The organism is Patiriisocius sp. 208BN25-11 (assembly GCF_058147145.1).
In genome coordinates this window covers 41,641-64,265 of record NZ_JBYVJY010000002.1, presented here as the reverse complement: position 1 = coordinate 64,265, position 22,625 = coordinate 41,641, and the positions used below count along the sequence as shown (strand labels likewise).

The 22,625-nt window shown below is 35.6% G+C and carries 25 protein-coding genes; 14 read left to right on the top strand and 11 right to left on the bottom strand.

The window, feature by feature from the left end:
• Nucleotides 1–2: 2 nt before the first annotated feature.
• Together ACY2RS_RS03130 and purB are read left to right on the top strand one after the other, a co-directional pair.
• Nucleotides 3–590: an adenylosuccinate lyase gene (locus ACY2RS_RS03130; protein ID WP_490097152.1), complete on the top strand. Its 588-nt coding sequence runs from the start codon at nt 3–5 to the stop codon at nt 588–590.
• Between the two features lie 78 nt (nt 591–668).
• A complete protein-coding gene (gene purB / locus ACY2RS_RS03125; RefSeq protein ID WP_490097151.1) occupies nt 669–2,012 on the top strand; it encodes an adenylosuccinate lyase in 1,344 nt (447 codons plus the stop codon).
• Between the two features lie 369 nt (nt 2,013–2,381).
• On the opposite strand, the gene ACY2RS_RS03120 is transcribed toward purB, so the two are convergent.
• From ACY2RS_RS03120 to ACY2RS_RS03105, 4 genes are read right to left on the bottom strand one after another with little or no spacing between them, the layout of a single operon-like run.
• Complete coding sequence (locus ACY2RS_RS03120) at nt 2,382–2,924, bottom strand: DUF4252 domain-containing protein (RefSeq protein WP_490097150.1); 543 nt, start codon at nt 2,922–2,924, stop codon at nt 2,382–2,384.
• 30 nt (nt 2,925–2,954) lie between these two features.
• The gene (locus tag ACY2RS_RS03115; protein WP_490097149.1) at nt 2,955–3,485 is read right to left on the bottom strand and encodes a DUF4252 domain-containing protein; all 531 of its coding nucleotides are present in this window, start codon (nt 3,483–3,485) and stop codon (nt 2,955–2,957) included.
• 18 nt (nt 3,486–3,503) lie between these two features.
• A complete protein-coding gene (locus ACY2RS_RS03110; protein ID WP_490097148.1) occupies nt 3,504–3,938 on the bottom strand; it encodes a PG0215 family putative anti-sigma factor in 435 nt (144 codons plus the stop codon).
• A complete protein-coding gene (locus ACY2RS_RS03105) occupies nt 3,925–4,431 on the bottom strand; it encodes an RNA polymerase sigma factor (protein WP_490097147.1) in 507 nt (168 codons plus the stop codon). The genes ACY2RS_RS03110 and ACY2RS_RS03105 overlap by 14 nt, the downstream gene beginning before the upstream one ends.
• Nucleotides 4,432–5,267: 836 nt before the next feature.
• On the opposite strand from ACY2RS_RS03105, the gene ACY2RS_RS03100 reads away from it, so the two are divergent.
• The 3 genes from ACY2RS_RS03100 (at nt 5,268) to ACY2RS_RS03090 (ending at nt 6,869) form a co-directional block, all read left to right on the top strand.
• The gene (locus ACY2RS_RS03100) at nt 5,268–5,657 is read left to right on the top strand and encodes a hypothetical protein (protein WP_490097146.1); all 390 of its coding nucleotides are present in this window, start codon (nt 5,268–5,270) and stop codon (nt 5,655–5,657) included.
• A gap of 64 nt (nt 5,658–5,721) precedes the next feature.
• Complete coding sequence (locus ACY2RS_RS03095) at nt 5,722–6,216, top strand: RNA polymerase sigma factor (RefSeq protein WP_490097145.1); 495 nt, start codon at nt 5,722–5,724, stop codon at nt 6,214–6,216.
• Nucleotides 6,217–6,221: 5 nt separating this feature from the next.
• Nucleotides 6,222–6,869 (top strand): DUF8845 family protein, encoded by a 648-nt coding sequence (locus tag ACY2RS_RS03090; protein WP_490097144.1) that lies wholly within the window; start codon nt 6,222–6,224, stop codon nt 6,867–6,869.
• A gap of 133 nt (nt 6,870–7,002) precedes the next feature.
• Here the strand turns inward: ACY2RS_RS03090 and ACY2RS_RS03085 are convergent, their stop codons facing one another.
• Both ACY2RS_RS03085 and ACY2RS_RS03080 read right to left on the bottom strand, forming a co-directional pair.
• The gene (locus tag ACY2RS_RS03085; RefSeq protein WP_490097143.1) at nt 7,003–7,806 is read right to left on the bottom strand and encodes a lysophospholipid acyltransferase family protein; all 804 of its coding nucleotides are present in this window, start codon (nt 7,804–7,806) and stop codon (nt 7,003–7,005) included.
• Nucleotides 7,807–7,865: 59 nt separating this feature from the next.
• Nucleotides 7,866–8,513, bottom strand: coding sequence for an NUDIX hydrolase (locus ACY2RS_RS03080; protein ID WP_490097142.1), 648 nt, complete (start codon nt 8,511–8,513; stop codon nt 7,866–7,868).
• A gap of 11 nt (nt 8,514–8,524) precedes the next feature.
• On the opposite strand from ACY2RS_RS03080, the gene ACY2RS_RS03075 reads away from it, so the two are divergent.
• Nucleotides 8,525–9,244: a peptidylprolyl isomerase gene (locus ACY2RS_RS03075; protein WP_490097500.1), complete on the top strand. Its 720-nt coding sequence runs from the start codon at nt 8,525–8,527 to the stop codon at nt 9,242–9,244.
• An 80-nt stretch (nt 9,245–9,324) separates the two neighbouring features.
• Here ACY2RS_RS03075 and ACY2RS_RS03070 read toward each other — a convergent pair whose 3' ends face one another.
• Together ACY2RS_RS03070 and ACY2RS_RS03065 are read right to left on the bottom strand one after the other, a co-directional pair.
• A complete protein-coding gene (locus ACY2RS_RS03070; RefSeq protein WP_490097141.1) occupies nt 9,325–9,945 on the bottom strand; it encodes a trimeric intracellular cation channel family protein in 621 nt (206 codons plus the stop codon).
• Entirely contained in the window at nt 9,942–10,658 is a 717-nt protein-coding gene (locus ACY2RS_RS03065; protein ID WP_490097140.1) for an RDD family protein, read from the bottom strand. The genes ACY2RS_RS03070 and ACY2RS_RS03065 overlap by 4 nt, the downstream gene beginning before the upstream one ends.
• 35 nt (nt 10,659–10,693) lie before the next feature.
• On the opposite strand from ACY2RS_RS03065, the gene ACY2RS_RS03060 reads away from it, so the two are divergent.
• From ACY2RS_RS03060 to ACY2RS_RS03030, 7 genes are all read left to right on the top strand, one after another.
• Entirely contained in the window at nt 10,694–11,683 is a 990-nt protein-coding gene (locus tag ACY2RS_RS03060; RefSeq protein WP_490097139.1) for a stage II sporulation protein M, read from the top strand.
• Nucleotides 11,680–12,576 carry a hypothetical protein gene (locus ACY2RS_RS03055; protein ID WP_490097138.1) on the top strand — a complete coding sequence of 299 codons (897 nt, stop codon included), beginning with the start codon at nt 11,680–11,682 and terminating at the stop codon, nt 12,574–12,576. Before ACY2RS_RS03060 ends, ACY2RS_RS03055 begins: the two co-directional genes overlap by 4 nt.
• A 3-nt stretch (nt 12,577–12,579) precedes the next feature.
• Entirely contained in the window at nt 12,580–13,332 is a 753-nt protein-coding gene (locus tag ACY2RS_RS03050; protein ID WP_490097137.1) for a DUF4129 domain-containing protein, read from the top strand.
• On the top strand, nt 13,329–14,561 hold the full coding sequence (locus tag ACY2RS_RS03045; RefSeq protein ID WP_490097136.1) for a DUF4350 domain-containing protein: 1,233 nt from the start codon (nt 13,329–13,331) through the stop codon (nt 14,559–14,561). The genes ACY2RS_RS03050 and ACY2RS_RS03045 overlap by 4 nt, the downstream gene beginning before the upstream one ends.
• A complete protein-coding gene (locus ACY2RS_RS03040; RefSeq protein ID WP_490097135.1) occupies nt 14,536–15,534 on the top strand; it encodes an AAA family ATPase in 999 nt (332 codons plus the stop codon). The genes ACY2RS_RS03045 and ACY2RS_RS03040 overlap by 26 nt, the downstream gene beginning before the upstream one ends.
• 13 nt (nt 15,535–15,547) lie before the next feature.
• Nucleotides 15,548–16,876: a DUF58 domain-containing protein gene (locus ACY2RS_RS03035; protein ID WP_490097499.1), complete on the top strand. Its 1,329-nt coding sequence runs from the start codon at nt 15,548–15,550 to the stop codon at nt 16,874–16,876.
• A gap of 287 nt (nt 16,877–17,163) precedes the next feature.
• The gene (locus tag ACY2RS_RS03030) at nt 17,164–17,598 is read left to right on the top strand and encodes a DUF2141 domain-containing protein (RefSeq protein WP_490097134.1); all 435 of its coding nucleotides are present in this window, start codon (nt 17,164–17,166) and stop codon (nt 17,596–17,598) included.
• Between the two features lie 96 nt (nt 17,599–17,694).
• On the opposite strand, the gene typA is transcribed toward ACY2RS_RS03030, so the two are convergent.
• Nucleotides 17,695–19,491 carry a translational GTPase TypA gene (typA, locus tag ACY2RS_RS03025; RefSeq protein WP_490097133.1) on the bottom strand — a complete coding sequence of 599 codons (1,797 nt, stop codon included), beginning with the start codon at nt 19,489–19,491 and terminating at the stop codon, nt 17,695–17,697.
• Between the two features lie 23 nt (nt 19,492–19,514).
• Here typA and ACY2RS_RS03020 point away from each other — a divergent pair, with 23 nt between their 5' ends.
• A complete protein-coding gene (locus tag ACY2RS_RS03020) occupies nt 19,515–19,748 on the top strand; it encodes a hypothetical protein (protein WP_490097132.1) in 234 nt (77 codons plus the stop codon).
• Here the strand turns inward: ACY2RS_RS03020 and ACY2RS_RS03015 are convergent.
• Complete coding sequence (locus ACY2RS_RS03015; protein WP_490097131.1) at nt 19,728–20,540, bottom strand: prohibitin family protein; 813 nt, start codon at nt 20,538–20,540, stop codon at nt 19,728–19,730. The two genes, ACY2RS_RS03020 and ACY2RS_RS03015, sit on opposite strands and share 21 nt — an antisense overlap.
• A gap of 10 nt (nt 20,541–20,550) precedes the next feature.
• A complete protein-coding gene (locus tag ACY2RS_RS03010) occupies nt 20,551–22,584 on the bottom strand; it encodes a vWA domain-containing protein (protein WP_490097130.1) in 2,034 nt (677 codons plus the stop codon).
• Nucleotides 22,585–22,625 lie beyond the last annotated feature (41 nt).

The window sequence follows — 22,625 nt, the reverse complement described above, 5'->3', positions numbered from 1 at the left end:
CAATGAAGGTGCTTTCTGAAATATTAAAAGACAAGCTAGACTTCCCGAGAGCCTACAGGGCAACACGACTAGAAGTTGCCCATTGGGTCCTCGCACATCATGAAACTTTTGAAGATTTGCTTCGCTTTTGCCAGAGTGATGAAAAAGAGCTTTCGTATAAAGCTACTTGGATCTTAGAATTTGTGTGCAAAGAAGACCTTTCTTTGTTATATCCATATTTTGATAGGTTTCTAGCGCATTTACCCTATGTGAAGCTAGATCAAGCTGCAAGACCCATGGCGAAAATTTGTGAACTCATTTGTTTAAAATATTACAAAGAGCAAGATGTGTCTATCCAAGAATATTTCCGAAGCACACATAAAGAACAAATGATTGAAGTTTGCTTTGATTGGCAGATTACAGAACAAAAAGTAGCATGCAAAGTATATGGCATGACTGCATTGTTGTATTTAGGCACAGAATACGATTGGATTCACCCAGAATTGGAAGTACTTATTCATCAAAACATTGCAGTAGCGCAACCTGCTTACAAAGCAAGAGGAAAACATACCTTAAAGGCGATTGCGAGATATAAGAAAAAACAGCCATAGTGTTTATAAGTATCTCATAAGAATCGCAGTTTATTACAAGCTAAAAACGTATCTTTGAGGGCTTAAAATTTGACCCTTATGGCAACGCAAGCACTACAAGCAATATCACCTATCGATGGACGATATGCTTCCAAAACAGCATCTTTAATTCCTTTCTTTTCTGAAGAAGCTTTAATAAAATACCGAGTTCAGGTTGAAATTGAATACTTTATTGCGTTAGTAGAGCAACCTTTACCTCAATTGGCTGGTTTTGACTCTTCGCATTTTGATGCCTTACGAAAACTCTATACCGAATTTACAACTGCAGATGCGCAGCATATTAAGGATACTGAAAAAGTTACCAATCATGATGTAAAAGCGGTGGAATACTTTATCAAAGAAAAATTTGACGCCTTAGGTTTAGCCAAATACAAAGAGTTTATCCACTTTGGCTTAACCTCTCAAGATATTAACAATACAGCCATCCCTTTATCGCTTAAAGAGGCTATGAATGAGGTGTATGTGCCCTTGTTTTTTGAGTTGCAAGAAAAACTAAATGAGCTTGCCATAGAATGGAAAGACATTTCTATGTTAGCAAGAACACATGGACAGCCAGCTTCTCCTACCCGTTTAGGGAAAGAGATTGAAGTGTATGTAGTGCGTTTAAAAGAACAGTTCGATTTATTAAACGATATTAAAAGTGCTGCCAAATTTGGTGGTGCAACAGGGAATTTTAATGCACACCACGTTGCGTATCCTACTATCGATTGGAGGTTTTTTGGACAAAAATTTGTGCAAGAAAAATTAGGCTTACACCATTCGTTTCCAACCACGCAAATTGAGCATTACGATCATATGGCGGCGTTATTTGATTGCTTAAAGCGTATCAATACGATTATTTTAGACCTTGATAGAGATATTTGGACCTATGTATCTATGGATTATTTTAAGCAAAAAATTAAAAAAGGTGAAATAGGTTCTAGCGCTATGCCTCATAAAGTAAATCCGATAGATTTTGAAAATAGTGAAGGAAACTTAGGCATTGCCAATGCTATTTTTGAACACCTTTCTGCAAAACTACCTGTAAGTAGATTACAGCGTGATCTTACCGACAGTACTGTATTGCGTAATATTGGTGTACCAATGGGACATACGCTAATTGCTTTTCAATCGACTTTAAAGGGATTAAATAAACTCTTATTAAATGAGGCTAAGTTTGAAGAAGACCTAGAAAATAACTGGGCAGTAGTTGCAGAAGCATTGCAAACCATTTTAAGACGTGAGGCGTACTCTAATCCTTATGAGGCTTTAAAAGGACTCACCAGAACCAATGAAGCAATTACCCAAAAATCAATTACAGACTTTATTGAAACACTTGATGTTTCAGAAACAATCAAGGCAGAAATGCGAGTGATTACTCCAGCAAACTATACGGGTATATAATAACTACGTGTTACTAAAAAGATAAAGCCCTAGACAACATCTAGGGCTTCTTTTTTAAGCCTAAGCATGCGTTTTGGGGAATGGATCTCTGGCTCAAATATCATATAACAACTGCTATACCAACCGATTATAAATTTCACTTTAGCCTTTCTGTTTTCGACAACATACAAAAAAAAGTCTCAAGAAATACATCTTGAGACTCAATAAGCCTAACCCATGCATTATAAATTGAGGAGGGATCTCTGGCTTATACCTTTAATACTCATAAGATCATAAAAAGAATATGTTGTTTTCGTAAAATTAGGTAAATAAATGCCATAAAAAAAGCTCCTGAATAGCCAGGAGCTTTTAAATATTCTTAAAAATTTATTATTGATTAAAAACTTCTTCTAAACCAGTTAATTGAGATAAATCTAAATCTCCCTTTTCTAACATATTTAGAATTTTCACAGCATCATTTGGGTTCATATCATCTCCCAATAGTCTAAATACTGCTAATCCTTTGTCATCATCTCTACCATAAACAATCACTTCATCTATAGCCTCTTCCTCACCAAGGTACATTAGCTTAATATCTTGATTATTGGCTTTAAATTTACCTAACATTTTATATTTCTCTTGATCAAAAATGCCAGCCAATCGTTGTTTTTCGACCGTGTATTCGGCTTCGGTACCTTCATCTTTTTTGTAGGCTACTACATTCATTTTCTTAATAGATTGCAGTATTTCTTTTTGTTCTTGAGGTAACGAATCCATTTCACTCATCAAGCTAGTGGCAAAGTCTACTTTCATAAACCTGTTATCCTCCTGCTTTTCTACGATATACGATTGTAACGATTTGCTGTTATCACAACTTAGTAAAGTCATCATACCCAATGCAAATCCAACAATATACTTTACTATTGTCATCATAATTTTTGGTTTTAGGTTAATACTGTTTGCTTAATTTCCCTTTACATTCTTTAGCTCCTCGCTACCAGGAACATTAAGTTCTTCGGCAAGCTTACCAATTTGCTTTAAATCGATATTTCCAGTAATGCTCATTACTACTGTCATTGGTTCGCCATCTACGTTTCCATCAAGATGCATTAATAGTTCGCTCACAAAGTTCTCGTTACTTCCCTCTTTAGAGTAGAACTTAATGTTTTTAACATCTTCTTTAATACGCATTAATTCAGATAAAGCGCCATTGCTTTTTACGTAGCTATTAACTTTACTAGACATACGACTAGCAACCTCTGGATTGTCTGTAGTAAATATCTTAATGTCATTTAAGTTATCTACCATATTTAAATAGTCTTTTACTTCAGGATCGTCTGAATCTAGATCCATTTTACTTAGTAGCTTAAACATGTTTTTTGTTACAATTACTGACGTAACATCTTTTTCATTTTCAAAAGAATCGAAAGTTCCTTGTGCCGATACTGTAAATGAGATGCTAAATAAGGCTATTATAATTCCTAACTTTTTCATAATATATAATTTTAAGTGTTATTTTAAATATTTGCTTTTAGATTCGTGGAATTGATCCACTAATGATAATGTTTGTGTTCCTTTATTGAGTTGTTCAGAAAGTAAGAGCATGGCTTTTTTACTTTGTTTTAATGCCGCCAAAGCTTCTGCTTCTTCTGTTGTCATACTATTGCTTGAATACATAAACCCTGCCACACCAATGACAACAAGCATAGAAGCTGCGATACCTAACCACCATCTATTGGTAGTTTTTGCCTCTGGAGGCAAGTTAATGGTAGTCGTTGAAACTTCTGAAGCCGCAGTGTCGAGCGCCGCAAAAAGTGGTTGATATCTTGTAAATGATGGATCTATGGCATCACTTTTAAAATACCTTTTCAATTGAGCTTCCTCTTGTAAACTTGTCGTTCCTTCAAAATAAGCGTCTAGCAGTGATTTTATTTTATTGTATTCCATAATTGTATTGTTTTAACAACAATTCTTTAATTTTTTTACGTGCTCTAGAAAGCGCCACACGAACGGCAGTTTCATTGCTATTGGTCATTTTTGCGATTTCAGAAAACTCAAATTGTTCTACATCTCTTAAATGCAAAATAAGTTTTTGTTGTTCTGGGAGGGTTTCCATTAATTTAAAAACCATAGCAACCCCATCTTGTGCTTCGATATCACGTTCTAAATTGTTTCGGTTTTCAAAATTATTATGTACAATTTTTAAATTTGATGCCTGTTTAGACTTGAGTCTATCTAAGCAATAATTTTTAGTCATTGTAATTGCAAAAGCTTCTGGACTCTTATAATTTTTAATCGCCTCTTTCTTTTTCCATAATTTCAAAAACACTTCTTGAACGGCATCTTCTGCCTCATCGTTAGAAACTAAAAAGCGCTTCGCAATGCGATACAGCCTATCTTTAATAGGCAATACAATATGTAAAAACTCTTTTTGTTTCATAATGACCGGTTAGTGTCTTACAATAGGATGACGAACCACTTTATTTTTTGTTACATCGAAACATTATTTTTTTAAAAGTACTTCGGAAATGTTAGTTTTTGGTTGTTTTTTTTAAGACCGCTTATACCTTCGCTAACTTACATCTTTTTTAGTATTGATTATGAAAATAAAAGCTTCGGTATACAAAGTCGCTAATAGAAGATAGACCAATCGCGTTGCTCCTTGTTAGACCGCATTGCCAGCTTGCTGAGCAAGACAGGCTAGCTGTTAGAGTGTTGCTTTAGTAAAATCTATAGAGAGGCAAAGGTACAGAGGCTCAAAGGTGCAGAGTTACTGGAGAATTGAGTTATTGGGTTATTAAGTTACTGATTTTAAGACTTCTACAAATAACCAAAGAACAATAAATTAAAATGTAAAAGTATACATGTAAACGTTATAAACATTTCGATTTCGATTTCGAAAACATCTCCTACCTCCTACAAGCGAAGCGTCTTAAAGAATATCAATTCGCGCTTTTTCCCAGCCCTAAAGGGTGGAGCTTACTATTAAAAAAAACATTTCACTCCTACCGAAGACAAAAACCAATCATTTAAAATATAAAATTATAAATGTAAAAGTTTAAAGTTTTTCGATTTCGATTTCAGTTTCGATTTCTCCCGAAGCTTCGGTATCATCAACTAACCACTACCCACTACCAACTAAGCGTCCCACCAACTACTTCCTACTAATAAACATTCACCAATAACCATCCACTATATTTAGGCTTCATTTTTGATTATAGATTAAACAATAAGAATGTATAACTTTAGAAGTATAAACAACGATACACAAATTATATGAAAACAGACACGTACACAAAAACACTACTGACCATTATTGCCGTTTGCCTAACAATTAATACAATACAATCTATTGATTTCTTTCCGAAGGCCTATGCTGGAAATGAAACAGAAAGCAATTCGGTGGCTAACATTTCCGAAGAAGAAGATATTTCAAACTATAGATTGGTAAAACTAAATGAGTTTGAAACACTAGATGTTCGCATTGTAGATATCAATACCTATGACGAGCTTAATGTAAATATTAAAAGTGTGGACACCTATGATGAGTTTGATGTAAACATTAAAAACATTGAGACTTCAGACGAGTTAGACATTAATATTGATGAAATTGGCGGACGTTATCTTACTAACGGACAAGCTATTAATGTGAAAATTACAGATTAATAAACTTGTCCTGTAACAAAGCCAAAAAAAAAGGTACTAATGCAATAGCTAACAATCGCAACCATTGAACAAAGAACTTGAACATAGTTTTGTAACCCAACTAGAGCAAAACCAGAACATAGTGCATAAAATATGTCGTTTATATACCAACGATAGTGATGCGCACAATGATTTGTTTCAGGAAATCACCATCCAATTATGGAGGGCTTTCCCGAAGTTTAGAGGGGATTCTAAGTTTAGTACTTGGATGTACCGAGTAGCATTAAATACAGCTATTACGCTGTATAGAAAGAATAAAAGACGTGTAAAGACTCAAGATTTTGAAGGTGTAAGCTTTAAAATTAAGGCCGAAGATTATGATGATAGCATTGAAGAACAGCTCAAACTAATGTATGCTGCTGTAAAGAACTTGAATGATATAGACAAAGCCCTCGTGTTTTTGTATTTAGAAGACAAAAACTATAAAGAAATATCTGCCACACTAGGTATTAGTGAAGTAAATGCTCGTGTAAAAATGAACAGAATTAAAGAAAAATTAAGAAAAATATTAAATCCGTAATCCCGATGGATCAATTAGAATTATTAAAAGCCAAGTGGCAAGAACGGGAACAAGAGCTCCCTACCTTGTCGTATAAAGACATTTACAAGATGTTACTCAAGAAGTCATCATCTATTGTAAAATGGATCTTTATGATAAGTATTGCTGAAATTTTATTTTGGGTCGCCTTAGGCTATTTAAGTCCGGAATCTAACAAAGAACTACTTATTGACATAGGTTTACAGAATACCTTAAACATTATCTACATTATACATTATGCTATTATAGCTGTTTTCTTAGTGTTATTCTATTTAAACTATAAGAATATCAAAGTAACAGACACGGTAAAAACCTTAATGCATAACATTATTAAGACGCGAAGAACCGTAAAATATTTTGTGATCTACAATGTAATAAGCACTGCCCTTGCAATGCTATATATCAACTTGTATTTCTTTACTAAAAAAGAACAGTTATACACCCTTATCACTCAAGGCAATGAGAGCTATGGTGCGATACCGCAAGAAAGCTTTACCTCTGTCTTTTTTATAGCGCAGTTTGTAGTTGGATTACTAATGATTGGTTTCATTCTTTTATTTTATAGAATAATCTATGGAATATTGCTCAAACGACTTAAGAATAATTATAACGAATTAGCGAAGATCGAGATGTAGGATAGCTTTTAGTTAGTAGGACGCTTCGCTTGGAGTTGGATGACCGATGACCGATGACCGATGACAAAAAATAAAAAAAGTGCGAAAATCTTTTGAGGTTCTCGCACTTTTTTTTCTCACTACTCACCATTCACTAATAACGCCATTGACGTTCTAAGTTAAGTTCTTCTTCGCTTTTAATTTCTTCTTCAGGAATTACTTTCAAGAAAGAAGGATGTTGCTCGATAGCGAATTCTAATTTCTCAACTAAATCTGCAACCGAAATGTTATCATAGTCAATCTCTAAAGGTTGTTTAATCTCCATAGATTGTAAGATACCACGCTTTTTCACACGAATTCCTTTACGGTCGAAAGAACGTCTAAAACCGTCTATGACTATAGGAACTACAATAGGTTTGTTTTGTTTGATAAGGTGTGCCGTACCGCGTCTTATAGGTTTCCATGGTCGCGTAGTTCCCTGCGGAAATGTGATTACCCATCCATCTTGCAAAGCCACAGCAATATTGTTAACATCGCTCATTTTTACTTGGCGATTTACTTCTTTACCTTCGGCTCTCCAGGTACGTTCTATACTTACCGAACCTGCATAGGCTAAGATCTTAGGTAATAAACCAGACTGCATAGTTTCTTTAGCAGCCACAAAATACAAATTGAGTTTAGGATTCCACAAATACCCAATGTTCTTGATATTATCATCTCTCCCACTCAAGCTTGCATTAAACACATGAAACATGGCTACTACATCTGCAAAATAGGTTTGGTGATTTGATACAAAAAGTACGTTGTTGTCTGGAAGATTACGTAGAATATCACTTCCTTCAATTTCTAATTTGTTGAAACCTTTAAAACGACGATGTGTCATAGATCCGAGGATACGAATCAACCATAGTTTTAAAAATAATATATGTCCGAATGGATTTTTCTTAAAAAGCCCCATAAAAAATGTTCAGGTTAATCTTGCATTTAAAAAATGCGGAATTGCAAAGATACAAAAATCTAATGGTTGAGGACTTCTTGAAGTAGTTCACGAACCTCACTTAACATCATAGCCGTAGCTCCCCAAACTACAAGACCATTTAAAAGGTAGGCAGGCACTTCAATATCAGTTGCATACGAAGTACTTAGTGTTTTGTTAATACGAATACTATCGTCTAAAAAATGTGAAAGCGCTACCTCAATCACCGCTTCCACTTCTTCTTCTTGTTCCACAAAATGTGGTGTGTTATGACAAATTCCTAAAAAAGGTTGCACAAAGAAATTACTTGGCGGAATATAGATTTCTGTAAGTTTTTTTAGTACTTCAATGTCCTGTTGTGGCACTCCAACTTCTTCTTCGGTCTCACGCAATGCGGTCTCTTGTGCAGAGCCATCTTCGGGTTCTGCTTTACCACCAGGAAAACCAATTTGGGCAGAGTGCACGCCTTTGTAGGTCTTTCTTAAGATTAAGACAAGGTGGGTTTCTCCAGCATCATTTGGATAAAATAACACCATCACAGCAGCCTTTTTAGCCGTGTTTTTTAGACGTGCCATGTTGGTGAGTTCTTGTAAACGCTCTATGGGCGCCATTTTATGATGGGAAGCTTCGCCAGGTAGGTCTAGTTTTGCTATTTTTACAATATGTTTTTTAAAGCTAGAAAATGTCATATTTGGGTAACATGCTTTTGATTTGTTGTTTGGTAACAACACTCTTCATTCAATGTGAAGATACTAAGAACAAATCAAATAGTACAAAGGAAGTTTTTGAGAGTGCTAACATTTCAAAAGGAAAGAATACAAGTACTTCGGAAATTTTAAAAGCCGACACCATTGCTGTTCCTAAAAAAGCAGTGAAAATTACCGAAGAAAATGTAATAGACTTTTTAACCCAATACGGAAAAGACAATCCGGAGACAAAGATTCGATTTACAACACCCCAAGGGATTATTGAAATGGAGCTTTTTAAAGATACTCCTCTGCATCGAGCTAATTATGTTCATTTAGTAAAACGAGGCTATTTCAATAGCACTTATTTTTATAGGGTAGTTCCTAATTTTATTATTCAGGCGGGAACTAGTGATAATAGGAAGACACAGGAAGATAGATACGATATTGGTCACAAATACAGAATTCCAAATGAAATTAAACGCAAACATACCTACGGATCCCTTTCTGGAGCCAAGTACTATCGCGATAATGACGATAACAAAACAGAACCCTTTGAATTCTTTATCTTCTTAGGTCCAAAATCGTCTACCAAACATCTAGACGGAAACTACACGGTATTTGGAAAAGTAAGCAAAGGAATGGATGTGGTGCAAAAAATAGCCAATGTAAAGAGAGATGAAAAAGAGTGGCCCATTCAGAATGTTACCATACAGGCAGAAGTTATTGAATAAGTGCTCAGTCTCCAGTAGCAGTAAACAGTTGGCAGTATTTTAAGTTGTTATATAAAATCAATATTTAAGCTCTTAAACACCTAAACATCTTTTTTAGCCTCATAGTGTATCCCCGGAAGTGAAAGATTAAATGTAACCGCCAACAAGCGCACTATAATCACTACCGAACCTGAAAGTAATACAATGACATCAGACGAAAGGGTTGTTTTTAATAATAAAAAATAAGCAGCACCTCCTAAAATACAAGCCGTTGCGTAGATGTTCTTTCTAAAAATGATAGGGATTTCAGTACATAAAATATCGCGTATGACGCCTCCAAAACAAGCACTCATAGTCCCCAAAGCAACACAAATGAGTGGTGGGAAATCTGCAGCAAGTCCCTTCTCTACTCCAATTACGGTATACAACGCAATTCCGATGGTGTCAAATAAGAATAATGATTTTCTTACATACTGTAATTTTTTTCTAAAAATCACTGCTAATAAAGTAGCTCCAGCAATTACATAGACAAACGTAAGATCGCGCATCCAAGTAATAGGAGCGTCAATAAGAACGTCACGAAGGGTTCCTCCACCCACAGCGGTTACAAAAGCAATGATTAGAATACCAAAAGGATCCAGGCGTTTCTTCATCGCAGTTAAGGCACCAGAAACTGAAAACGATAGGGTTCCTAATATGTCTATAATTAATAATAGACTCATAATTGCTGGGTGTAATAGTTGTAGTCTTTAATGACGGTATCTAAAAATTCTATAGGGGTTTCTTCAAAGCTAATCTGCATGACGGTAGCTACCTTTTCAGAAAGCCTTAAAATGATATTGTGTTTGCCAGAACGTTTTGCATCTTGAAACACATTTTTAATGGTCTGCATTTCTGTATCACTAAACAATGTTACTTGGCTATACATTGGCATATACGTATCGGGAATCGTTTCTAAAATTGTTTTTGACAATTGTATGGGATCACGTTCACTAATTAAAGTTGTCTGCGCTGCAATATCTCCTAGTCGCTGCCCTTTTCCGTTTAGTAATACAGAAAATAACGCCACAGCTCCGCTGCAAATTGTTATATCAATAATACGTAATACCCATCGAATCAGGAAATTACTAAAGGCTGGTTTGGTGCCGTCTAGTTTTACAACACGCAATTGCAATGCTGCCTTACCTGGTGAACGACCATTCCAGGCAGATTCCCACACCAAGTGATAAAAAAACGGTGGTAATCCTACAGTAGCACTTACTACTATCGAAAAGTCGTCAAACATATCTAATTGCGAAAACAAAAAGGATGTTGCAAGCACATAAGCAACAATTATTAATACATCAATGATGAATGCAATGATTCTGTGTCCTATCCCAGCAGTTTGTTGAGAAATATTGACATTTTGAGCTGTTTCTATTTGAAAATTATCCATTAAATCTGTTTCTTTGAAAGAAAACATCCTACTACATGCGCGAGGCCGCTTTTGCGAAACAAAATAAAGATAAATGGTTACAATTTGAAAGCGTTTTGCGTAATAATGTTGCTATGGACCCAGATGAACTTAGCGGATTGTACGTTGAGGTCACAGATCACCTAAGTTATGCGCAAACATTTTACCCAAATAGCAATACCTTAAAATACTTAAACGGACTCTCAGTGCTAGCGCATCAAAAAATTTATAAAACACAGCGTGAGTCTCGAGCGCGGTTTTTTACTTTTTTCACCAAAGAGTTTCCATTATTCTTTGTTCAATACCATAAACAATTGCTCATTACCTTCTTAACATTTTTATTGTTTTGTATTGTGGGCGCCTATTCTGCGGCAACGGATGGGGATTTTGTACGTCTTATTTTGGGTGATGGCTATGTAAACATGACTATAGACAATATAGAAAGTGGCGACCCTATGGGAGTTTACAAAAAAATGGGGGAAGTAGAAATGTTTATTGGTATTACTATAAATAACATTAGAGTAGCGCTCTATGCTTTTCTATTTGGGATTTTCTTAGGACTAGGAACCATGTTCATCTTGATGCGAAATGCAGTGATGTTGGGCTCTTTTCAGTATTTCTTTTTCGAATATGGCGTGGGCTGGGAATCAATTAGAACCATTTGGATTCATGGTACCATAGAGATTTCTGTAATAATTATTGCAGGATGTGCAGGACTCGTATTAGGAAACAGCATCCTGTTTCCAAAGACCTACACGCGATTGCAATCATTTATAAGAGGCGTTAAAGATGGTTTAAAAATAATGCTAAGTACTGTTCCCTTTTTCATTATTGCTGGTTTTTTAGAAGGTTTTGTAACACGACACACAGAAATGCCAGATGCTTTGGCTATTTGTATTATTGGAGGTTCACTAGCTATCATTCTTTGGTATTATATATTTTACCCCATACAACTCAAAAGAAAAGCAACAAACGAAGTGCCCACATTAGACATAGATACTTTATGAAAGAACACATACAATTTAAAAAAGAACGTGATCTTGGAGAGATTTTAAACGATACCTTCAAGTTTTTAAGACAAAACGGGAAAGACCTTTTTGGTTATATTTTTAGAATTGCTGGTCCAGCATTACTCATTATGATCTTTGGTTTTGTGTTGTACAACCAATCAATTACCTCAAATTTTGGTAACGCAAACGTATTTGATGGTCTTGAAACTTTTACACTTACTGTGGTGGTTGCTGGACTCATATTATTAGTTTCTGGACTAACGTATTATGCTCTTTTATATGGAGTTGTAAATCACTACATAAAGTCTTACGTTAAAAATAACGGGGTCGTTGTAAAAGAGGAAATCACAAACGGAATTCGAGCAGATTTCTGGAGTTTGGTAGGTTTAAATGTTTTGGTCGGACTTATGATTGCTGGTGGTACAGTGCTATGTGTAATCCCAGGGATTTATTTAGGGATTGCATTAATTGCCACCTATTCTATCCTCATTATGGAAAAGAAATCTGTGGGTGATACTATTAGTCATGCATTTCAATTAATAAAAGGCGAATGGTTTATCACCTTTGCTACTGTATTTGTCATTGGTATTTTATATTATATCATGGCTATTATCTTTCAAATACCACAGTATATTTATTTCTTCTTTAAAGCATTCACCAATGCAGATACCATTTCGGGAGGAGATATTTCTTCCATGTTTGATTGGGGATACACCATTTTAAGCTCCATAGGTATGATAGGACAGTATTTAGGATATACCCTAATTGCTATTGCTACGGTTTTTATTTACTACAACCTTAATGAAAAGAAAAATCAGACAGGAACCCTAGAAAGCATTGATAAACTCGGGGAATCTAAAGATGACAACACTTTAATTACTTATAATTAATACTTGAAATACCTTTGCTACATCTTGTTAGTATGGACCTGCTTTGCTTTTGGGCAAGACAGTCTGGTTGCACCTGTAGAAGAAGTGCCACAAGAACTACAATATGATAGCATACAAAGAATACCACTTTCACTTTCTTCGGAAATTTTAGAGGACCTAAAAAATGATGAGGCCTTTAATTATGAGGAGCTAGAAGCAAAAACCAATTGGTGGACCGATTTTAAAAATTGGTTGAGTAGAAAATGGTATGCCTTCTGGGATTGGCTTGTTGGTGACTATGATCCCGATGGTGGATTGGCATTTTTTATAAGTGTCCTTCCCTATTTAATCATTGCGGGAGTTGTTATTTTTCTTATTTGGTTATTCTATAAATTAAATCCTGGGGCACGCATATTAAAAACCCCAGAAGATCCAGAACTATTCTTCACCGAAGAGGAAGAAATCATCAAAACCAAAAACATACAATCCCTTATAGATACTGCCGTTCAAGAGGGAGATTATAGACTAGCAGTTAGATATTACTATCTTTTAATATTGCAAAAGCTCACAGAGAAGGAATTAATCGCTTATCAATTTGATAAAACGAACACAGAGTATTTTGAGGAAATTTCCGAGGAGAATATCCATAATGGTTTTAAAAACGTAACCAACGTATACGACTATATATGGTATGGTAATTTTAATGTGACCCAAGAAAATTTCAGAAAGGCACAAAAGCGTTTTACGCAATTAGCAACTCAAATTAAAAACAAATGAGTAGGTTCCATAAAATAACATTTATTGGTCTGCTCCTAGCTATTGCTGGCTTGGTGTACCTTGAAGCTAGTAAACCTGTGCCCATAAATTGGTCTCCTAGTTATGTGCATACCGATAAAATTCCGTTAGGGGGATATGCTTTTCATGAATTGCTTGACGATAAATTAGAGGATGGTTTATTGATAAGTACGCAGCCCCCTTTCACAAAAGTAACCGACAGCACTTTTACAGGCACCTACCTTTTTATAAATGACGAAGTCTCCTTCGACACGGCAGAATTTGATAGACTATACGAATGGGTAGCAAAAGGAAACACGTTATTTGTTTCAGCAAATTACATCAACTATGTTATTAAAGACACCTTAGGCATCGAAACACAATCGGCTTGGCTTACCGATAGAATTACAACAGAGCCCATGCTAAATCTTAGTAATACTAGCTTAGCACTTGAAAAACCCGTACATCTAGAACGGAATCTGCCTAGCTATTACTTTAATAAATTAGACACATTACAGCAAACCATATTGGGTGTTTCGCAACTTTATAATGACACCTTACAAATCACTCAGCCTAATGTTAATTTTATACAGCAAACCATTGGAGATGGCAAAATCTTACTACATACACAACCAGAAGTGTTTGCTAACTATTTTTTACTAGATAATGACGAGCAACTTTCATACACAGAAAACCTACTAGCTTATATAGATACTACAAAACCCGTACACTGGGATGCACATTATAAAACTGGTAAACCTATTAATATTTCTCCGCTATATTTATTGTTGGCCAACCGAAATTTTAAATGGGCTTACTACTTTCTTATCATTGGGGTGGTTTTATTTGTGTTGATCGAAGGAAAACGAAAACAACGAAGTATCCCAATACGAATTCCGCATAAAAACAAGACGTTTGAATATACCCGCACCATTGCTGGGATGTACTATGACAAAAAGGATTTCAAGAAAATTGCTAGAAAACAAATTGTTTTATTTAAAGAATACATCCGTACTCGTTTGCGAATTAACACAGACACCAGCAATACAAATTTTGTACACCAAGTAGCTGCAAGAAGCGGAAATACGGTAGAAGACACGAACAACATCCTTAATTACATGAATCAAATTGAGCAAAAAGGATTTGTTACAGAAACCGAATTAAAAGAATTATATCAAAAAATAATAAGCTTTAAACAATTTACACATGGAACCCACAGAAACACCAAATAACGATTTAGAGTTCAATAATCGTATTCCTATGGAGGCGTTAAAAAAATCTGTAGCTGCGATTAAAGAACAGCTTTCTAAGATTATCATTGGACAAGAAGACTTTATAGAACTCCTTATTGTTAGTTTATTAGCAAATGGCCATGTACTTATTGAAGGAGTCCCCGGAATTGCTAAGACCATCACCGCAAAGTTATTTGCAAAAACGCTTAAAACAGATTTTAGCAGAATTCAATTTACACCAGATTTAATGCCTAGTGATGTATTAGGAACCTCTATTCTTAATATGAAATCCTCTGAATTCGAATTTAAAAAGGGTCCAATTTTTTCAAACCTTGTACTTATAGACGAAATTAACCGTGCTCCTGCAAAAACGCAAGCAGCCTTGTTTGAAGTAATGGAAGAACGCCAAATCACGATGGATGGAACCAAATACATTATGGAATATCCATTTATGGTACTTGCCACACAAAACCCAGTAGAGCAAGAAGGTACATACGCACTACCCGAAGCGCAATTAGATCGATTTCTTTTTAAGATAAAAGTAGGCTACCCGAAACTAGAAGAAGAGGTTGTTATTTTACAAAGCCACCACCAACGTAAACAAAACAATGCGCTTGATAGTATTGACGGAGTGCTAACAGCAATCGAGCTAAAGAAGTTTCAAGGACAGGTTCAAGAAGTATTATTAGAAGAAAAGCTGTTTGTATACATAGCTCAAATTGTACATAATACACGTAATCATCCACACTTATATTTGGGAGCATCTCCAAGAGCCTCGTTGGCAATTATGAATGCTTCAAAAGCCTTTGCCGCTATAAGTGGAAGAGATTTTGTTACTCCAGACGATGTAAAAAAAGCCTTAGCTCCTGTGCTACGTCATCGCATCATACTATCTCCAGAACGTGAAATGGAGGGTATGACACCAGAAGCAGTGATAGAAATGATTGCGCAGTCTGTAGAAATCCCTAGATAAACCAACGCTTGTGATTGCATTTATCAAATCTTTTTATCTCACGCCACGTTTCTTTTACGTGCTGGCTACGATTTCAACACTATTTTTAGCCTCTTATTGGTATCCCGCCCTTTATGGTTGGGTTTGGATACTAGTATATGCGCTTTTGGTGTTGCTACTTACAGAATTGGTGATGCTGTTTTCGAAAAATGGATTGCAAGGAAACAGAATACTACCAGAAAAATTTTCAAACAGTGATCTAAATCCAGTTGCTATTCAACTTAAAAACACCTATTCCTTCCCTATTAAGGTGGCATTGGTAGATGAATTACCTGTACAATTTCAGAAAAGAGATTTTTTCAAACAATTACAAATTAAGGGGAAAGACGCTACTACTTTTCAATATGAAGTGCGTCCAGTAACACGTGGCGAGTATCACTTCGGAAATGTAAATTGCTATGCTACGGCGTTCACACAACTAACCCGACGTCGCTACACCTTTGATAACAAACAATTGGTGAAAGTGTATCCTTCGTTTATACAAATGAAGCAATATGACTTCTTAGCGATTGACAACCGAAAAAACACCTTGGGGCTTAAAAAAATTCGTCGTATTGGGCATACCATGGAGTTTGAACAAATTAAAGAGTATGTACCTGGTGATGATGTAAGAACCGTGAATTGGAAAGCCACGGCAAAGCAAGGTCAGTTAATGGTAAATCAGTACCAAGATGAGAAAATGCAGCCTATTTATAGTATTATAAATACTGGACGTGTCATGAAAATGCCTTTTGAAGGATTGACCTTGGTCGATTATGCGATAAATAGTTCGCTAGCATTTTCTAACATCGCACTTAAAAAGAAAGACAAGATTGGGCTCATAGATTTTTCCAACAAAGTAGGGACTTTTTTGCCAGCACAGGCAAAGAAAACCTATCTAAGTACTTTATTGGAGTCTTTGTACAATGTGCATACAAAATTCTTAGATGCAGATTATGGCACTTTACAAAGTTTGGTGCGACGAAAAATCACGCAACGTAGCTTGTTATTGCTCTACACCAATTTTGAACATCATAGTTCTTTAGAGCGACAACTCCCCTATTTACAGGCCATTGCAAAAAAACATGTGCTTGTTGTTATCTTTTTTGAAAACACAGAGCTTAACACCCTTATCGAACGTGAAGCCAAGGATATTTCAGAAATTATGGATCAAACCATTGCACAACAATTTTCGAACGATAAAAAAAGAATGCTTCGTGAATTACAACAACGAGGTATCCAAGCCGTATTGACGAAACCTCAAGATCTTACTGTGAATACTATTAATAAGTATTTGGAGATTAAAGCGAGAGGGTTACTTTAGAAGTTAGACCGCTGCGCTGTTAGAGGTTAGACCGCTTCGCTGATGGACTTTTATGGCAAATAAAACTACTAGCCATAGTAAAGTCAAAATGTAAAACGCGAAAAATAAAAGTTTAAAATGTTTCGTCCCGAAAGCTTTCGGGATCGATTTCAGTTTCGATTTCAACAACCTATTCTACATTTCATCCTTCAAATGCTACAACTCAGTCATTCTTAGTTTTCAAAACTAACAACTGTGTGCATCTTTGTTTCATCAAATAAAATCAATCAACTTTAAAACTTTATATTATGAAAACAATTATCACCATCGCATTAAGTATCGTAACGTTTATAATGAACGCTCAAGTAGACACAGTAGCAACAACTTCAACAAATGGTTCTGAAATAACCGTAACAGTGCCGACTAACTCTACACAAGGAAAAATAGTAATAGGTTTACACAACGAAGAAAGTTTTATAAAATCAATTCCTATTAAAGGATTAAATGGAGAGATTAAAGATGGAAAAGCAGTTGTAACATTTAAAGATATCGAGCCTGGAACATACGGTATTGTAATCTTTCATGATAAGAATGATAACAATAAAATGGATTTTCAATTAAACGGAATGCCTCTAGAAAATTACGGTGCTTCTAATAATGTCATGAATTTTGGACCTCCAATGTGGACTGATTTAAAATTTGAAGTAGCTAGTGAAGATATAGCTATGGAAATAAGATTATAAAAAAGACCGCTGCGCTTATAGATAGTATCATCAATCATAAAAAACGCTTTAGATTTCTCTAAAGCGTTTTTGTTTTATACTATTTCCGAATAAAAACTATACGGTCTTATTACGTTTTCTGTCAACCGCCTTTAAAAAGACTTTACGTAAACGTAAGTTATTTGGGGTTACTTCTACGTACTCATCTTTTTGGATATATTCTAATGCTTCTTCTAAAGAGAATTTAATTGCAGGAACAATCTTAGCTTTGTCATCTGCCCCACTAGAACGTACATTACTTAACTTTTTTGTCTTCGTAATGTTTACTTCCATATCATCTTGGCGTGTGTTCTCACCAATTACTTGTCCTTCATAGATATCTTCACCTGGATTTACAAAGAAACGACCTCTATCTTGTAATTTATCGATAGAATAAGGAATCGCATTTCCATTCTCCATAGATACTAAGGATCCATTTTGACGTTCAGGAATACCTCCTTTTAAAGGTTGGTACTCCACAAAACGGTGTGTCATAATTGCCTCACCAGCCGTAGCCGTTAGTAACTGGTTGCGTAAACCAATAATACCACGAGAAGGAATCATGAATTGACAAATCATTCGATCGCCTTTTGCCTCCATTGATACCATTTCACCTTTACGGATGGTTACCATGTTTACAGCAGTCCCACTTACGGTTTCTGGAAGGTCAATGGTTAACTCCTCAACTGGCTCACATTTTACACCATCAATTTCTTTAATAATTACCTGTGGCTGTCCAATTTGAAGTTCGTATCCTTCACGACGCATCGTTTCAATTAAAACCGATAAGTGTAATACACCACGACCAAACACCAAAAATTTATCTGCACTACCTGTTTCTTCAACTCGTAAAGCAAGATTCTTCTCTAATTCTTTAGTCAATCTGTCTTTAATATGACGAGAGGTAACAAACTTTCCATCCTTCCCGAAGAAAGGAGAATCGTTAATGGTAAACAACATACTCATTGTTGGCTCATCGATAGCAATGGTTTGTAATCCTTCTGGATTCTCTAAATCGGCAACAGTATCTCCAATTTCAAAACCTTCAAGACCTACTAGGGCGCAAATATCACCTGTTTGTACTTCTGAAACTTTCTTACGCCCCAATCCTTCAAAGGTATGTAGCTCCTTAATTTTCGTTTTCTTTATGGTACCGTCACGTTTTACTAGTGCAACTTGCATGTTTTCTTTCAACGTTCCTCTTTGAAGACGTCCAATAGCAATTCGTCCTGTAAATGAAGAGAAATCTAAAGATGTAATTAACATCTGTGGTGTACCTTCTTCAAATTCTGGTGTAGGCACATGCTCTAATACCATATCTAATAATGGCTCGATGTTGTCGGTTTCTTTTTTCCAGTCATCACTCATCCAGTTGTTCTTTGCCGAACCATAAACGGTTGGGAAATCTAACTGCCATTCTTCTGCACCTAACTCAAACATTAAGTCGAATACTTTCTCATGTACCTCTTCTGGAGTACAGTTTTCTTTATCTACTTTGTTTACAACCACACATGGCTTTAATCCAAGATCCAATGCTTTTTGCAATACAAAACGTGTTTGCGGCATTGGGCCTTCAAAGGCATCTACCAATAAACAAACACCATCTGCCATATTTAATACACGCTCTACTTCTCCACCAAAATCGGCGTGACCAGGGGTATCAATGATATTAATTTTAGTGTCTTTATAAATTACAGAAACGTTTTTTGACGTAATAGTAATACCACGCTCACGCTCTAAATCATTGTTATCTAAGATTAAATCTCCAGTATTCTCGTTTTCACGAAATAACTGACAGTGATACATGATTTTATCTACCAAGGTAGTTTTACCGTGATCTACGTGTGCAATAATTGCAATATTTTTAACTTTCATAATCTAAGTACTAAACACGTAATGTGTTAATTAATAGCTTTTTTGCTGAAATTTTAGTCCCCACAAAGAGTGCTAGCTTTCAGCGTGCAAAAGTACTGTTAATTAATGGATATATTTTACTATTTGGGAATATAAATTTTGGGCAAAAATTCTCTTTTTCTATAAACGAAGAAAATAAAATTAAAAAAGCCGCTTCTTTAAAAGAAGCGGCTCTTACATTTTTTATAATTCTAGCCTTAGTTATTCCCCAAAATTAAAGGCAATCCGTCGCTTCCTCCTACTACAATTACTTTACTGTTTGGAGACTGACTTAACTCTAAAGTAGCATCAATCCCTTTGTCTTGTAGAATCTTATCTGTTAACGAAGCACTTAAAATACGGTTGGCATCCGCCTTACCTTGTGCTTCAATACGTACTTTTTCTGCCTCTTTAGATGCGGTTACTAATCTAAATTCGTACTCTAAAGACTCTTGCTCTTGACGTAACTTACGCTCAATAGCTTCTTTAATAGTATTTGGCAGAGTTACATCGCGTACCAACACTTCATTTAGTTGTACGTATTGCTTGTCTAAGATTTTCTTAGTTTCAGCAAAAATTTCATCTTGAATCGCATCACGCTTACTAGAGTATAATTGCTCAGGTGTGTAACGACCTACAACACTACGCGCTGCTGAACGAATAGCAGGCTGAATTACTCTACCCAAGTAGTTTTCTCCTAGTGATTGGTGTAAGTTCCCTAACTGACTATACACTGGCTCGTACCAGGCAGAAGCATCAATTTGAATCTCTAGACCATTAGAAGATAACACTTTCATTTTTTCAAATAATTCTTGCTGTCTTACTTCGTAAACATATACTTTATTCCAAGGTGCAATGATATGAAATCCTTCACTTAGTGGTGGTTCATCTACAACAACACCCTTATCGAATGTTTTGTATAATACGCCTGCTTCTCCAGAACCGATGGTTACGGCAGATTTTGCTAATAAAATAATGGCCAATACTACTGCAATAATAATAGGCACGCCAATTTTTGGTAATTTTTCCATGAGTTTGTTTTTATATGAGTCCGTTAAATTTTCTAATAAACCATTCTAGCGCAAGGCTTAAAGCAATAAGGCCTAATAGCCACCTCCAATCAATTAAAGGTACTACTTTTTGTTCGCTTTTTTGAATGGATGTATAGTTTTGATTATTCACTAATTGGTCGATCAACTGGTCTATTTCGTTACTAAAAAAAGCAACTCCTTTTGTTTTTGTAGCCAAACGCTCTAGTTTAGCGATGTTTGCATTTAAAAATTGTTGTTCGATATCGAATTGCAGAATGGTAAAACTGCTACTTCTTGCCACTTCCTCGTCTCGTACAGAGATGGTATAGCTATAAGACCCTGCATCCAAACTATTTAAATCAACCTCGTAATAATTATTTTTAAGTAATAACGGAAAGACATCTCGTTTCTTACTCTCTTGGTTTATAACAGAGATAGACAATGAAGCTCTGGTGTCGAAAACAAAACTTTTATCGAAGTATTGTGCCGAAATTTTAATGGGATTGTTGTTGTAATAAAAAGTTTTACTGTCTACCTCTAGCCTACTTCTGCGTTTGTTTGACGCTAAGTATTGTACCATTTTCCCAATAAAATTATCGAAATCTTCGAAGCTTTCTTTATTGAGATACGATTGCGCGCGCCATTTCCATAAATCTTGCCCGTCCCAAATTGCGTGACGCATGCCATTAATTTCCATGGTTGCCAACATGGGCGTATTGCTAGAGATACCATCTATAGTTTGCTCTAATACTGTTTGATGTGGAATGGTTACCGATAGCGCACCAAATTTAGTTTGCAATGGTGGAAAGTCGGAAAAGCCAAGGGGATCAATTGCAAAAGTTCCGTAATTGAGGTTTAAGTTGGCTGTAGCTGCTTCTGTTTGATTGGTTACTTCCTTTTCGTAATAGTCTTGCGCCGAGTTAATATAGCTCCAATCTGTTGCTGTACCCGTGATAACAAAGCTGTTTTTATTGAGCTTTTTAAGTTCCTGATATACAGGTGCAAACTGGCGATCTGGTTGGTATAAAATTACTAACTGATAATCGTTAATCACAGCAGCAGCTTCTTGTGGTTTTTTAAAGGTAACCGTGCGTTGCTCATTGGTAGTAATCGATTTTTTGAGCATTCCTAAATCTGGATGCAGTATACTACTCACGATAAGCACATTTGTAGCCTGATCTATAACCTCTACGGCAAAACGTTTGTTGTTATTTATCTTATTTTTTTCATCGTCTAAAGGTACTAGGTTGGCAGTATAACGTTGTAAACCAACTTTAGATGCTGGAAGGGTTAATGAGATTGTTTGTACATTGTTTGTCTCAGAAAAAGAGACCGCTTCTCGATACACTACAGCACTTCCTTGACGTATTAAAAATTGAGAAGAAATAGCTTCTTTCCCGTTGTAGACCAGTACAGCTTCGACCGGAAATTTATTCTTTAAAAAAGCATAGCGATTGCTATTTAATTGTTCAATTTTAAGGTCTCTATACCTAATTGAATCCCCTAAAATAATAGGATACACAGGATGTTTCAGTTTCGCAACTGAATATTCATAGTCTGTGCCTAAAGTTTGATTTCCATCTGAAATAAGAAGGGTTGGAGCAATTGCTGTTTCAAACACTTCTTGTGTTGATCTGAATGCCTTAGAGATATTGGTGTTTTTTTCGTCAAATGACAACGAATCTAATTGCTTAAAATTTGTTCCAAAAGTAAAATACGAAACTTCAAATTTTTCATTAAGCGCCTCATTGTCTTTTAATTGAGTAACTATATTTAAAGCGTTTTCTTTTTGATTGAGCGCCGTAATGGAAGAAGAATTATCGATCAAGACCGGAAGCTTCGGTTTTTCGAACGAATAGGTCTCGCTCTCAAATTTCGGATTAATTAAAAGCAACAAGATACTAAACAGTGTCACGAAGCGCAATACCCCAAACAACCAGCGCAATTTACCTGTATACTTGGTTTTATATCCATACATGAATGCTGCTACTATCATTGAGATAACGGCTGCAACAACTATGTAAAGAATGGTTTCTGCGTTCAAATTTGAGGCAATTAATAATGTAAATTAACGATGGATGACGT